Origin of the sequence: Nocardia sp. CY41, assembly GCF_009829325.1 — a bacterium.
Classification (GTDB): Bacteria; Actinomycetota; Actinomycetes; order Mycobacteriales; family Mycobacteriaceae; genus Nocardia.
In genome coordinates this window covers 125302-138173 of record NZ_VUOS01000001.1, presented here as the reverse complement: position 1 = coordinate 138173, position 12872 = coordinate 125302, and the positions used below count along the sequence as shown (strand labels likewise).

The 12872-nt window shown below is 69.5% G+C and carries 12 protein-coding genes; 6 read left to right on the top strand and 6 right to left on the bottom strand.

Going from position 1 to position 12872, the window contains the following annotated elements; translation table 11 throughout:
- Both tal and tkt read right to left on the bottom strand, forming a co-directional pair.
- Complete coding sequence (gene tal, locus GVY64_RS00625; RefSeq protein WP_159837648.1) at positions 1-1137, bottom strand: transaldolase; 1137 nt, start codon at positions 1135-1137, stop codon at positions 1-3.
- Between the two features lie 6 nt (positions 1138-1143).
- Positions 1144-3285 (bottom strand): transketolase, encoded by a 2142-nt coding sequence (tkt, locus tag GVY64_RS00620; RefSeq protein ID WP_159837646.1) that lies wholly within the window; start codon positions 3283-3285, stop codon positions 1144-1146.
- An 862-nt stretch (positions 3286-4147) separates the two neighbouring features.
- Here tkt and GVY64_RS00615 point away from each other — a divergent pair.
- Entirely contained in the window at positions 4148-5137 is a 990-nt protein-coding gene (locus GVY64_RS00615) for a heme o synthase (protein WP_442939494.1), read from the top strand.
- On the opposite strand, the gene GVY64_RS00610 is transcribed toward GVY64_RS00615, so the two are convergent.
- A complete protein-coding gene (locus GVY64_RS00610) occupies positions 5130-6545 on the bottom strand; it encodes an FAD-dependent monooxygenase (protein ID WP_159837644.1) in 1416 nt (471 codons plus the stop codon). The genes GVY64_RS00615 and GVY64_RS00610 overlap by 8 nt on opposite strands.
- Positions 6546-6629: 84 nt before the next feature.
- On the opposite strand from GVY64_RS00610, the gene GVY64_RS00605 reads away from it, so the two are divergent.
- Positions 6630-7232 (top strand): TetR/AcrR family transcriptional regulator, encoded by a 603-nt coding sequence (locus tag GVY64_RS00605; protein WP_236566514.1) that lies wholly within the window; start codon positions 6630-6632, stop codon positions 7230-7232.
- Between the two features lie 42 nt (positions 7233-7274).
- Here the strand turns inward: GVY64_RS00605 and GVY64_RS00600 are convergent, their stop codons facing one another.
- A complete protein-coding gene (locus tag GVY64_RS00600) occupies positions 7275-8240 on the bottom strand; it encodes a quinone oxidoreductase family protein (protein ID WP_159837640.1) in 966 nt (321 codons plus the stop codon).
- A 61-nt stretch (positions 8241-8301) separates the two neighbouring features.
- Here GVY64_RS00600 and GVY64_RS00595 point away from each other — a divergent pair, with 61 nt between their 5' ends.
- Positions 8302-8652, top strand: a complete 351-nt coding sequence (locus GVY64_RS00595; RefSeq protein ID WP_159837638.1) for a hypothetical protein — start codon at positions 8302-8304, stop codon at positions 8650-8652.
- Between the two features lie 15 nt (positions 8653-8667).
- A complete protein-coding gene (locus GVY64_RS00590; protein ID WP_159837636.1) occupies positions 8668-9456 on the top strand; it encodes a transporter substrate-binding domain-containing protein in 789 nt (262 codons plus the stop codon).
- Positions 9457-9609: 153 nt separating this feature from the next.
- On the opposite strand, the gene GVY64_RS00585 is transcribed toward GVY64_RS00590, so the two are convergent.
- Together GVY64_RS00585 and GVY64_RS00580 are read right to left on the bottom strand one after the other, a co-directional pair.
- Complete coding sequence (locus tag GVY64_RS00585; RefSeq protein ID WP_159837634.1) at positions 9610-10173, bottom strand: flavoprotein; 564 nt, start codon at positions 10171-10173, stop codon at positions 9610-9612.
- A gap of 116 nt (positions 10174-10289) precedes the next feature.
- Complete coding sequence (locus tag GVY64_RS00580; RefSeq protein ID WP_159837633.1) at positions 10290-11522, bottom strand: helix-turn-helix domain-containing protein; 1233 nt, start codon at positions 11520-11522, stop codon at positions 10290-10292.
- Positions 11523-12027: 505 nt separating this feature from the next.
- Here GVY64_RS00580 and GVY64_RS00575 point away from each other — a divergent pair.
- Together GVY64_RS00575 and GVY64_RS00570 are read left to right on the top strand one after the other, a co-directional pair.
- Positions 12028-12486, top strand: a complete 459-nt coding sequence (locus GVY64_RS00575) for a DNA-directed RNA polymerase subunit beta (RefSeq protein WP_159837631.1) — start codon at positions 12028-12030, stop codon at positions 12484-12486.
- A gap of 41 nt (positions 12487-12527) precedes the next feature.
- Positions 12528-12707, top strand: coding sequence for a hypothetical protein (locus tag GVY64_RS00570; RefSeq protein ID WP_159837629.1), 180 nt, complete (start codon positions 12528-12530; stop codon positions 12705-12707).
- Positions 12708-12872 lie beyond the last annotated feature (165 nt).

Below are 12872 nucleotides of genomic sequence, written 5' to 3'. Positions count from 1 at the left end.
TCAGCCGTTCCCGGTCGACGCCGACTTCAGCTCGTCGGCGGTGGCGGAAAGCAGCTCCTCCCAAGATTTCTCGAATTTGTCCACGCCCTCGCGCTCGAGCACCGCGAACACGTCGTCGAGGTCGATGCCGACCGCGGCGAGCCGATCGAAGACCTCCTGGGCCTCCTCCGCCTTGCCGGAGACCGTGTCGCCGCCGACCGCGCCGTGGTCGGCGACCGCCTGGAGCGTCTTCTCCGGAAGCGTGTTCACCGTGTTGGAGGCGACCAACTCGGTGACGTACATCGTGTCGGGATACTCCGGGTTCTTCACCCCGGTGGAGGCCCACAGCGGGCGCTGCCGATTCGCACCCGACGCGGCCAGGTTCAGGAACGTCGAGGTGTGCTTGCCGCCGTCGAACACGTCCTGGTACTCCGCGTAGGCCAGGCGGGCGTTGGCGATGCCTGCCTTGCCGCGCAGCGCGAGCGCCTCCTCGGTGCCCAGCGCCTCCAGCCGCTTGTCGATCTCGGTGTCCACGCGGGAGACGAAGAACGAGGCGACGGAATGGATCTTGGCCGGGTCGTGGCCGCCGACCTTGGCCTTCTTCACACCCTCCAGATACGCGCCCATCACCGCGCGGTAGCGCTGGACCGAGAAGATCAGCGTGACGTTCACGCTGATGCCCTCCGCGATCACCGCGGTGATGGCGGGCAGGCCCTCCTCGGTGGCGGGGATCTTGATGAACAGGTTGGGCCGGTCGACGATCTTCCACAGTTCCACCGCCTGCGCGACGGTGCGGTCGGTGTCGAACGCCAGGCGCGGGTCGACCTCGATGGAGACCCGGCCGTCCACGCCGCCGGTCGCCTCGAAGACCGGAGCGAACACGTCGCAGGCCGCGCGGACGTCGTCGGTGGTGATCGTGCGGATCGCGGCGTCGGCGTCCGCGCCTTGTGCGGCAAGCTCTTTCAGCTGGCCGTCGTAGGCGTGGCCCTGGCTGAGCGCACCCTGGAAGATCGTCGGGTTGGTGGTGACCCCGACGACGGACCGGGTCTCGATCAGCTCGAGCAGGTTGCCGGTGCGGATCCGGTCCCTGGACAGATCGTCGAGCCATACGGACACTCCCGCCGCCGAGAGGGCGGCGAGATTTTCGTTCTGAGCCATGAGCGCTTATCCCTTCACGTTCTCGAGCGTGCGCTGCGCGGCGGCAACGACGGCTTCCGGAGTGAAGCCGAATTCGCGGAACAGGGTCTTGTAGTCGGCGGAGGCGCCGAAGTGCTCGATCGACACGATCTCACCCGCGTCACCGGCGAACCGGTGCCACGGCATCGCGATACCGGCTTCGACGACGACACGAGCGGCGATCGCGGGCGGAAGCACCTCGTCCCGGTAAGCCTTGTCCTGCGCGTCGAACCACTCCACGCACGGCATCGACACCACTCGGGTGGCGATGCCCTGCTCCTCCAGCGTAGTGCGGGCGGCGACGGCGAGCTGCAGCTCCGAACCGGTGGCGATCAGGATCACTTGCGGTGTGCCGGTGGACGCCTCGGCCAGCACGTAGCCGCCCTTGGACACGCCCTCATAGCTGGTGCCTTCCAGGATCGGCAGATCCTGGCGGGTCAGCGCAAGCCCGGATGGGCCGTCCTGGTGCGGCAGCTCCGACACCGAGAAGTGCGACCGGTGCTCGCTGCTGTCGCGCTCCAGAATGGTGCGCCAGGCGTAGGTGGTCTCGTTGGCGTCGCCCGGACGGACCACGTTCAGGCCCGGGATCGCGCGCAGGGCGGCGAGGTGCTCGATCGGCTGGTGCGTCGGGCCGTCCTCGCCGAGGCCGATGGAGTCGTGGGTCCAGACGTAGATGGCGGGCACCCGCATCAGCGCGGCCAGGCGCACGGCGGGACGCATGTAGTCGCTGAAGACCAGGAAGGTGCCGCCGTAGGGCCGGGTCGGGCCGTGCAGCGCGATGCCGTTGAGGATCGCGCCCATCGCGTGCTCGCGGACGCCGAAGTGCAGGGTGCGGCCGTACGGGTCGGCCTTCCACATGCCGGTGGAGATCGACTCCGGCCCGAAGCTGGGCTGGTCGGGCATGGTGGTGTTGTTGGACTCGGCGAGGTCGGCCGAACCGCCCCACAGCTCCGGCAGCACCGGCGCCAGGGCGGCGAGCACCTTGCCGGACGCCTTGCGGGTGGCCATGCCCTTCGGATCCGGTTCGTGCACAGGCAGATTCGCGACCCAGTTGTCCGGCAGCCGCCGCTCGATCAGGCGGTCGAACAGCGCTTTGTTCTCGGGGTTGGCCGCGGCCCACGCGTCGAAGGACTTCTGCCACTGCGCGTGCGCCTCGCGGCCGCGCTCGACGACCTTGCGGGTGTGCTCGATGACGGCCGGGTCCACGTCGAAGCTCTTGTCCGGATCGAAGCCGAGGACCTTCTTGGTGGCGGCGACCTCGTCGGCGCCCAGCGCCGCGCCGTGGGCGGTGCCGGTGTTCATCTTGCTGGGGGCCGGGTAGCCGATGATGGTGCGCAGCACGATGATCGAGGGCTTGCCCGTCTCGGCCTTGGCGGCTTCCAGTGCGGCCTCGATAGCGACGACGTCCTCGCCGCCCTCGACCACCTGCACGTGCCAGCCGTAGGCCTCGTACCGCTTCGCGACGTCCTCGGTGAAGGCGATGGTGGTGTCGTCCTCGATGGAGATCTTGTTGTCGTCGTAGACCAGCACGAGGTTGCCCAGTTGCTGGGTGCCCGCCAGCGACGACGCCTCGGAGGTGACGCCTTCCTCCAGGTCACCGTCGGAGGCGATCACGTAGATGAAGTGGTCGAACGGGCTGGTGCCGGGCGCGGCGTCCGGGTCGAACAGACCGCGCTCGCGCCGCGCGGCCATCGCCATGCCGACCGCCGAGGCGAGGCCCTGGCCGAGCGGACCGGTGGTGATCTCCACGCCGTCGGTGTGCCGGAACTCCGGGTGGCCCGGGGTGAGCGAGCCCCACTTGCGCAGGTTCTTCAGGTCGTCCAGCTCCAGGCCGTAGCCCGCCAGGTAGAGCTGGATGTACTGGGTGAGGCTGGAGTGCCCGCAGGACAGCACGAACCGGTCGCGGCCGACCCAGCTGGGATCGCTCGGGTCGATGCGCATGGTGCGCTGGTAGAGCGTGTACGCCAGCGGCGCCAGGCTCATCGCGGTGCCGGGATGGCCGTTCCCGGCGTTCTGCACCGCCTCGGCGGCCAGGACCCGGATGGTGTCGACAGCCTTGGTGTCCAGATCCGTCCAGTCGTCCGGGTGGTTCGGCTGAGTGAGGGCGCGGATGTCGTCTGTGATCGACACGACCGAGGTTCTCCTGACATTGGTTTCGTCGACGGCGGGTGGGTTACTGACGGCGATGATCGCGCGGCAGCTACGGCGTGCTCACCGGGTATACCCAACTACCCTAGATGTGCCCGGTGACCGGCACACCATTAACCCTGTCTTGGTTTCGCGAGGCCCGTTGCGCTGCGTGTTCGCAGGTGAGATTTCGCGAGCGGCGACGGCGTCGGCGGGGTGTTGGCGGCCTTGCACGATGGGCGCTCGAGTGGGTTGGACCGATCTCTCCGGCACGCCCGCCGTACCAGCGCCGGACGCGTGCCGAGCCGCGAACGCCCTCGTAGAAAGCGCTTTCGGTATGGAACGGCCGTGCCGAGCAAGCGACTGCTTTGTGGCGTCCGTCAATGCGGTAGCGCAGTTGCTGGAAAACGTCACCCCAGGGCGCGGCGGATTCGCCCGGCCCGATCCGGTCCGACGAAATTTTCCAGCCGGGCGGCGCGCGTGAGTGGCACATGACAGAGCGGCCACTTACGATTCGCCTCCTCATGTGTCCCTCGTGAGTTCTGATGCGGGTCGAGGACGGGAGCGGATCGGGCCGAGCGCCCGGGACAGGTGGCGGCGTGGGCGAGCCGAACGTCCCTGGCGAAGCCGTCGCGGCGGCGCGGAACGAGCCGTCGGGCCCGTCACATTCCGGCGCTGTAGCGCGGGGGCGACAGGAAGGGCGGGGGCGGCGGGGGTCTACCATCCTTTGTAGTAGTAGTCGCGCCGCACCGGTCGGAAGAGGCGCCGGGGCGGACCGAAGTCCGGCGCGGGCACATCCGTGGCACCGGGACGAGCGCACTGCTGGTCCATGCCGGATGCGATGCACAGCGTGCGAGGAGAGACAGTGCGGATTGGGCAACAGCCGGGTGGCGATGGTGCGCACGGCTCCTCCGCGACGGCGCTGGCCGACCGGTTCACGGGTCCCGGCCTACCGTCCCGGCTGATGCGACGGGTCCTGGCCTACGTCGCGCTGACCAAGCCCAGGGTGATCGAGCTGCTGCTGGTCGCCACGATCCCGACCATGCTGCTCGCCGATCGCGGCACGGTCGACATCCGCCTGATCCTGGCGACCCTGTTCGGCGGCTGGATGGGCGCGGCGAGCGCGAACACGCTCAACTGCGTCGCCGACGCCGACATCGACAAGGTCATGAAGCGCACCGCCAAGCGGCCGCTGGCCCGGGAGGCGGTGCCGACCCGCAACGCCTTCGTGTTCGGCGTCGTGCTCGGCGCGGGCTCTTTCGCCTGGCTGTGGTGGCAGGCCAATCTGCTCAGCGGCCTGCTCGTCGTCGCGACCATCCTGTTCTACGTCTTCGTCTACACCCTGGGCCTCAAGCGCCGCACCTCGCAGAACGTGGTGTGGGGCGGCGCGGCGGGCTGCATGCCCGCGTTGGTGGGCTGGTCGGCGGTGACCGGCGGCATCGGCTGGCCCGCCGTCGCGCTGTTCGGCGTCATCTTCTTCTGGACGCCGCCGCACACCTGGGCGCTGGCCATGCGCTACAAGGAGGACTACCGCGCGGCGGGCGTTCCGATGCTGCCGGTGGTCGCCACCGAGCGGGCCGTCACCAAGCAGATCGTCGTCTACACCTGGCTGACCGTGCTCACCACCCTCGCGCTGGTGCCCGCCACCGGCGTGATCTACGCGGCCGTGGCGCTGGTGGCCGGAGCGTGGTTCCTGCTCATGGCGCACCAGCTGTACGCGGGCGTGCGACGCGGCGAATCGGTGAAGCCGCTGCGGCTGTTCCTGCAGTCGAACAACTACCTGGCCGTGGTGTTCTGCGGCCTCGCGGTGGACTCGGTGCTCGGCTGGGACACCATCGGCAGCTTCTTCAGCTGAGCGCGCCGATGTAGCCGTCCGGCCGGACGTGCACCCGGGTGCCCTCGCTCGCGGCGTAGGCCGCGTAGGCGTGCCCGTCGACGTCCACCACGTGCGGCCCGGCCACGTGCTCTCCGGGGCGCACCACCGCGTACGCATGCGGCCCGGCCTCCGCTTGCGCCCCGAAGGTCAGCACGGTCGCGTGCGGCCCGCGGAACAGGTCGAACAACCGGATGGGTCGTCCTTGGTCGTCTTTCACCGGCGCGTCGGGCGCCCGGTCGCCGACGGCCAGTTGCTCGCGCACGGCGGGGTCGCGGTAGCTGATGTCCAGTTGCCGGGTCTCCGCTCCGCGCTCCATCGCGTCCTCGTCGCCGTCGACCAGTTTGTCCAGCAGTGCGGAGCTGAGTCCGAGCACCTTGGCGGCCACGGTCCTGCGCTCGGCTTCGTAGCTGTCCAGGAGCGTGTCGTCACCGGAGAGCGCGGCGGCCAGCTTCCAGCCGAGGTTGTAGGCGTCCTGGATGCCGGTGTTCATGCCCTGGCCGCCGGTGGGCGGGTGCGCATGGGCGGCGTCTCCGGCGAGGAAGATCCGGCCGTCGCGAAAACGCCGCGCAAGGCGGATGTTCGGCCGCCATACGGTCACCCACGTCAAGTCCGTAAGAGTGACGTCGTCGCGGCCGCAGTAGCGGTCCACGTACTCCTGCAGCAGCTCGAGGCTCGGCTCGGCGTCGCCGTTCAGCGGGGCGGCGAACTGGAACTGACGCCCACCGGGCAACGGTGACAGCGCGATGCCCTGCATGGGCTCGTCGGCGGCGGCGAACCAGTAACCGAACTCGTGATCCAGCGCGTCGGCGCGCACGTCGCCGAGCAGCATGCGCAGCGATTCGTCGGTGCTGCCTTCGAACGGGATGCCGAGTGTCTTGCGCACGGTGCTCTTGCCGCCGTCCGCGCCGACCAGGTAGGCCGCGCGCACCATCTCCCGTGTGCCGTCGCGTTCGAGTGTGGCGGTGACGCCGTCGTCGTCCTGGGAGAAGCCGGTCAGCGCGGTACCGAGTTCCACGTGTACGCCGAACTCGGCGAGCCGGTCGCGCAGGATGGCCTCGGTGCGCGACTGGCCGAGCACCCACAGGTTCGGGTAGGGGACGGCGGGGGTGGGCTCGACCGGCTCGCTCATTCTGCGTTCGGCCACGAACTGTCCGCCCAGGTGCACGCGCATCACCGGCGTCGGCATGCCCGCGGCCAGCACCGCGTCCGATACGCCCAGGTCGTCGAACACTTCCAGGGTGCGCGGCTGGATGCCGTCGCCCCGGGAGCCCGCGAAGAAGGCGGCCGCCTTGTCGACGATCCGGACCGGGATGTCCCGGCGAGCGAGATCGAGGGCGAGGGTGAGGCCGGTTGGTCCGGCGCCCGCGACGAGAACCAGCTGCGACATGTCGTACTCCTGATGAATTTATATTCAGTGAATGCGGATTCAGTGTGGCGCTTGGTACGTTGCGTTGTCAAGGAGGTGAGGTGGGTGTCGCTGAGTCGCAAGGAGAAGTCCGCCGAAACCGAGCAGGCGTTGAAGGCCGCGGCCCTGCGCTTGTTCGCCGAGCGCGGCTACCTGAACACCAAGATCACCGACATCACGACGGCCGCAGGCCGGGCGGCCGGGTCGTTCTACAACCACTTCGCCGGTAAGGAAGAATTACTCCAGGCGCTGCTGAACGACCTGGCGGCGGCGGGGGACGAGCGCGCGGAGGGGCCCGATCACAACCCGGATTTCAGCGACCCGGAGGCGGTGCGCTATCACGTCGCCGGGTATTGGACCTTCGCGCGAGAGCACGCGCCTGTGCTGCGAGCGGTGAACCAGGCTGCTCTGGTCAACGAGGAATTCGCGCAGATGCTCGCGCGCTTCGGCACTCAGCAGCGTGCCGACATCGCCGACCATGTGGCCGGCTTCGCCGACAAGGGATTGCGGCTGCCGAGCACGGACGACGCCAGCCTGGCGATGATGTTCATGCTCACCCAGAGCCTGCTGGCCGCCGTGGAGGAAGGCAACGTCGAACTGACCGACGAGCAGGCCGTGGAGGGCCTGACCCGCTTCATCTATCGCGGTCTCACCGGCCGCGACTACTGACGCCTGAGGTGGGCGGCCCGCCGGATCGCCCACCGCACGTGTTCACGGAAGCAGGACGATGGAACCGGTGGTCTTGCGGCCTTCCAGGTCGCGATGGGCGCGCTCGGCGTCGGCGAGCGGATAGGTCGCGCCGATCCGGATGTTCAGCGTGCCCTTGGCGATGGCGTCGAGGATGTCGCCCGCGCGCCACGTGAGTTCGCTGCGGTCGCGGGTGTAATGCGCGAGGGTCGGGCGGGTGACGAACAGCGAGCCGGCGGTGCTGAGCCGTTGCAGGTCGAACGGCGGCACCGGACCGCTCGCGCCGCCGAACAGGGCGAGCGTGCCGCGCACGCGCAACGCGGCGAGGCTCGATTCGAAGGTCGCCGCGCCGACGCCGTCGTAGGCCGCCGCCACGCCGACGCCATCGGTGAGGGCGCGCACCCGGTCGGCGAGATCGTCGCCGTAACGCAGCACCTCGGCGGCTCCCGCCGCGCGCGACAGCGTCTCCTTCTCGTCGGAGGAGACCGTGGTGATCACCCGGACGCCGCGTGCGTTGAGCAGCTGGGTCAGGATCAGCCCGACGCCGCCCGCGCCCGCGTGCACCAGCACCGACTCGCCGGGTTCGGGCTTGTAAATGGACTCGATGAGATAGTGCGCGGTCATGCCCTGCAACAGCGCCGAGGCGGCCACCGGAGGGTCGACGCCGTCGGGCACCGGAATGGCGACCGCGGCGGGCACCGCGACCTTCGGCGCATAGCTGCCGGGTGCGGCGGCCCAGGCGACCCGGTCGCCGACCGCGAACTTGGTGACGTTCGCGCCGACCTCGGCGACGACGCCGGTGCCCTCCGCTCCCGGGATGTAAGGCACGCTCTGGGGGTAGCGCCCGGTGCGGATGTAGGTATCGATGAAGTTGATGCCGATCGCCTGCGTGTCGACCAGCAACTGGTCCGCCCCGACCTGCGGATCCGGCACCTCGACGTACTTCAGGACCTCGGGACCACCGTGTTCGGAAACCTGAATGGCGCGCATGAGTTCCAGTTCTACACCCGAGCGGCGGGCGCGGTGCCTACCGGTCGGTAAACTGCATGCCATGAGTGCTGAAACCGCCACGGCGCCGGAGAAGCTGTCGGGCGCCCTCGTGGAGTCCGTCAAGGGATTCGTCGCCGACCACGGACGATCCGCCACGGCCGTGCTGCAGCCGATCGGCCGCGCCGGCGTGCGCGTCACCCTGGTCGGCTCCGATGGTGTGCTCGGTGACCGGGTCGTCCCGGATCTGGAGACCGCCAAGGCGCTGGTCGCCACCATCGACGGTCTCACCGAGGCCGACGAATGGGATCGCGAGCTCACCTCGATCGTCACCCCGCGCAAGGGCCACTGGGCCAAGATGGCGGGCTGGGTCGCCAAGCAAGCGCGTTTCCCCAAGGCGCGCAACGAGAAGTGATCGTTGCGTAGCCGGATGACGCTGCCCGCCCGGATCGGCGCGGTGCTGGCGGCCGGGTGGACAGCCCTTGTGGCAGGGGCGATTCCGGCGGTCGCGCAGCCGGAGACATCGTCGGCGCTGCGCGCCTGCACGCCGGGTGACTACCCGCCGTACTCGATCAGGGACGACGCGGGCGGCTACCGCGGCGTGGACGTGGATCTCGCGCGGGGCTTCGCCGCACTGCTCGGGCGTCCGATCGAGTTCGTGCCCGTGACCTGGGCGACGCTGCAGACCGACTTCGCCGAGCGCACCTGCGATGTCGCGGTCGGAGGCATTTCCGACCTGCCGTCGCGTCGCGCGTTCGCCGACTTCTCGATCACCTACGGGACCGACGGCAAGGCCCCGGTCACCCATCGCGCGAACGGCGCGGCGTACTCGACCGTCGCGGAGATCAACCGCCCCGAGGTGCGGGTGATCGCCAATCGCGGCGGTACCAACGAGGACTTCGCGCGCAAGCACTTCCCCGACGCGCAGCTCACCTTGTGGCCGGACAATCTGACGATCTTCGGCGAGATCGAGCAGGGCCGCGCCGACGTGTTCGTCACCGACTCGGTCGAGGGACGCTACCGCGTACGTCAGCACGCCGACCTGCAAGTGCTGCATCCCGAAGCGCCGTTCGACTCGTTCGGCAAGGTGCTGCTGGTGCGCAAGAACGATCCGGTTCTTGCGGCCATGCTGGACGCCTACCTGACCACCCGGCTCGCGACAGGCGAGGTGGACCGGTTGTTCGACCAGTGGATCGGGCCGAACGCCACCCATCGCTGAGTGCGGATCGAGCAGGCCCAGGCGGTGATGTCCGACGCGGGTGGTGGCACGGACTTCGCGGCAACCGGCTCCTGACCGATGTATTCGGCCGCGCGCGATGCCCGGCGGCGAAACGAGGCGGGTATGGCGAGCGGTAGGCGGCTGGGCCGTTGGTCAGTTCGGCGTGGAGCGCTCGCGGCGCGGGTGCTCGAGGAGCGCTTTCCAGGCTGCCTGCCAAGGGAACAGCGGCAGGCGCGCTTCCCCGGTGCCCCGCTCGTGCGGCTCACCTTCGCCGATCACGATGGTGACGCCCCAGTCGGAGAGTTTGCGTATCCCTTCCTGGATCGCCGGAAAGCTGATCTGCGCGCGGTTCGAGTACGGCACGCCGACGATCGGCAGCCCCTTGCCCAGCCCTTCGACCAGCAGACCGAGCAGCAGCGTATCGGAAATTCCCGCAGCCCATTTGGCGATCGAATTGCCGGTGAGAGGGGCGGCGATGATGCCATCGGCGGGCGGCAGCACATCCGGCGTGCCCGGTTCCTTGTACTCGCTGCGCACGGGATAACCCGTCTGTGTCCTGATCGCGTCGACGTCGATGAACCCGAGACCGGACGGCGAGGCGATTACGCACACCTCCCAGCCGTCCGCCTGAGCCAGGGCGATCAACTTGCCGACATCGCGCGAGGCGGGCGAGCCGGTCACGAGGGCGTACAGCACCGGATTTCCGTTGGCGTCCACAGCATCATGGTGTCACGCCCTCGCTTCGTGTCCAGGCGACCCAGCCCGCTCGGCGTTCGCCCGGGTCGGCGAGAGTGGCCGTGACTACTACGTTGCGCTGCCTCGACTACGAGCGCTCAGGTGGGGACGGCGCCGATGCGTTTGGCGAGGCGGCCGAGGTCGCCGGTGGTGAGGTTGCGGTGGGCGGTGCGCATCATGTGGGTGACGAGTTCGCGGACGTGGGGCATGCCGCGGATCTGTTGGGGGGCGATGTGTTCGGCGTGCAGGAGGGCGTGCAGGCAGTTGCGGTGGTCTCGGCGCAGGGCGTGGGCGCGGCCGATTTCGACGAAGTATTGGGCTCGGCGGCCTTGGGCGGGGATGGTGCGCGGGTCGAGGGTGGGGGCGAGTTGGAGGACTCGGCCTGGTTCGCGTTGTTCCATTGCGGCGGACATGCGCCACAGGATCACGTTCGTCGCGTTGAAGGTGGGGTTGCGCAGCAGGGCGTCGTCCGCGTCGGCGTGCTCGAGTCGAGCGACCTGCTCGTCCGCTTCGTTCAGGTGGTCGGCCGGGTCGCCGCCGAGTGCTGCGGTGACGAGCGCGGCTTGCAGATGCAGCATGCCGTAGGTTTCGATTTCCTGGACCGAGCGCACGTCCGGTGCCAGCCGCTCGGCGGTCGTCTCGGCGTCTTGGAGTGCGGCAGGCAGAGTTCCAGGGCGGGCAAGGAGTGTCTGGCTTCGGGTGTAGGCGGCTGTCGCCGGACCCGATGTGCCACCGATGTTCTGGGTGGCGCGTTCGATTTCCTGCGCCGCTGTCCACGCCAGCGCCGGATACCCGCGACGCGACGCCGACTGCGCCGTGAGATAGGCCGCCGCGGCGAGCGTGTCCCAGGAGCGGTCCAGGTCGAAGCCGGTCGCGTCCCGAGTATGGCGATAGCAGTCCGTCAGTAGAGGCGCGAGCAGCGGCCCGAGCCTCGCGTAGTCGCACGCCCGCCTGAGTTCGGCCGCGTATTTCGTCGCGGCCGTGAGTTCGTCCAGGCTTCGCGGTGGACCGGCCGTCGTGGTGTTCCCGTGTGTCCACAGCGCGGTTTCGATATCGGGCACCGCAGCGTGGAATCCGGCCGACGACGGGTCGAACCGGTCGTCTCGATCGCCTGTCAGATCACCGACCATGACGCCCAGCGCCTGGGCGAGGGCGTGCAGGGTCCGGCGGGAATCGATGGGCCGCTCACCGTTCTCGTATTTGGCGATCGCGCCCCGGCTGACGCCGACCCGGTCGGCCAGCACCTGCTGGGAGATGCCACGGCGCGCGCGAATGGCGCGCACCTGTCGGCCGATGTACCGGCCCTCGTCTTTCCCCGGATCCTCGCTCATCGGCTCTCCCTCGCCGGATGCTGATCGAAACCTCATGCTAGACCCGTCGCCAGGTGTCCCGCACCGGGACAGCGCCGGTCCGGCGGCCCGCCAAGCTGTTGCGTGCACTCGCCGTCGGGACGGGGCGCGACCATGCGTGCGACAGCCGGTCGTGCCCTCCCCGCGGGTGCTCACAACGCGATGAGCAGGGGAAGGCAAACATGATGCGCGGAAAGGTGATTGGTTTCGCGCGCCCGGATGCGGCCGGGACGCGCCGCGGTGCGGCGATCGCGGTGCGGGCGACTGGTGACCGATATGCATGCGGCGCGGTTCGCGTGCCGATGGTGCTCGGAAACGGTCAACTGCTACACCTGGCGAAACGATTGGCCCGCTATGGTTTTCGCGCGGAAATCGTGCGGTGTCCCGCTCGACTCGGCGCGATGGCGGCGCTACTGCCGTGCGGACGTAACTCGCGCGGACCGGCTTCGCGTCAGAATCCCGGCGCGGCAGCGGGGGAGATCACGCGGTGAGCGAACCATGTCTTCCGGCGGCCGACACCCCGGCGAGCCGGTGCCTCTTCTACCGGCAGTGCGGGCTGGCGGCGGTCGTGCAACCGGAACTCGGGCGCATCGTCGTGCCCGCCGGACGGGTGGGCGCGATTACCATGCCCGCTCGGCTCGGGCAGGAGGTGAAAGCGCTGATGCAGGTCCGGCGCTGCGCGCTCGGGCCGATCTTCTCGCATCCGCGCTCGGGACGCTGGACCTATCTGGTGCGGCCGGACCTGCCCGACGAAGTGGGCTTGTTCGCCGAACTGTTCCGCTCGAACGTCTCGGTGGCCCGCTACGGTGCGCAGATCGCGCTGCCGTCGCCCGCCGACCGGTCGCCGTGCTTCCGGGTGTGGGTCGAACCGCCTCGCGACACGTTCCGGCCGTCGGGCTCGGTCGTGGTCGCGGCGATTCGCCTTCGCGCGGGACGTCGAAGGTGACCGGGCCGGAGCACCGGTCGCCGCGACCGGACGAGCGGGATGTGCATCTCTCCGTGCAATTCCACGATGTGCGTCTGGATTTCGCGGCCTGCGTGACCGCCGCCGAGTTGTTCGTCCAGGAGTGGCGCGCCCGTCACTACGAGGACGCGGTCACCGTGCTGCCGGACGAACCGGCCGGACTACCCCGCCTGCCCAACGAGCGGTTGTTCCTCGACTCGTGAGTGGCGGAGGCGGCCGCGGCGTCCGAACGCCGAGACGGGCTCATGAGAGTCCCGCCGTCGTCGTCGCGGGCCCGGCCGCGGTGCCGCCGGGCGGCGCTGTACTTCGGCGATCCGTGAACCGCGATGGTCGCCGCCACGGCGTGCGCGGCGGGCCTGCTCATGGCG

What these genes read in the sequence shown, in the direction of transcription:
- GVY64_RS00610 (WP_159837644.1), bottom strand. Translation starts at nt 6,545, where the DNA reads ATGTCGCAGCTGGTTCTCGTCGCGGGCGCCGGACCAACCGGCCTCACC.
- GVY64_RS00600 (WP_159837640.1), bottom strand. Translation starts at nt 8,240, where the DNA reads ATGCGCGCCATTCAGGTTTCCGAACACGGTGGTCCCGAGGTCCTGAAG.
- GVY64_RS00580 (WP_159837633.1), bottom strand. Translation starts at nt 11,522, where the DNA reads ATGAGCGAGGATCCGGGGAAAGACGAGGGCCGGTACATCGGCCGACAG.
- GVY64_RS00590 (WP_159837636.1), top strand. Translation starts at nt 8,668, where the DNA reads ATGACGCTGCCCGCCCGGATCGGCGCGGTGCTGGCGGCCGGGTGGACA.
- tal (WP_159837648.1), bottom strand. Translation starts at nt 1,137, where the DNA reads ATGGCTCAGAACGAAAATCTCGCCGCCCTCTCGGCGGCGGGAGTGTCC.
- GVY64_RS00595 (WP_159837638.1), top strand. Translation starts at nt 8,302, where the DNA reads ATGAGTGCTGAAACCGCCACGGCGCCGGAGAAGCTGTCGGGCGCCCTC.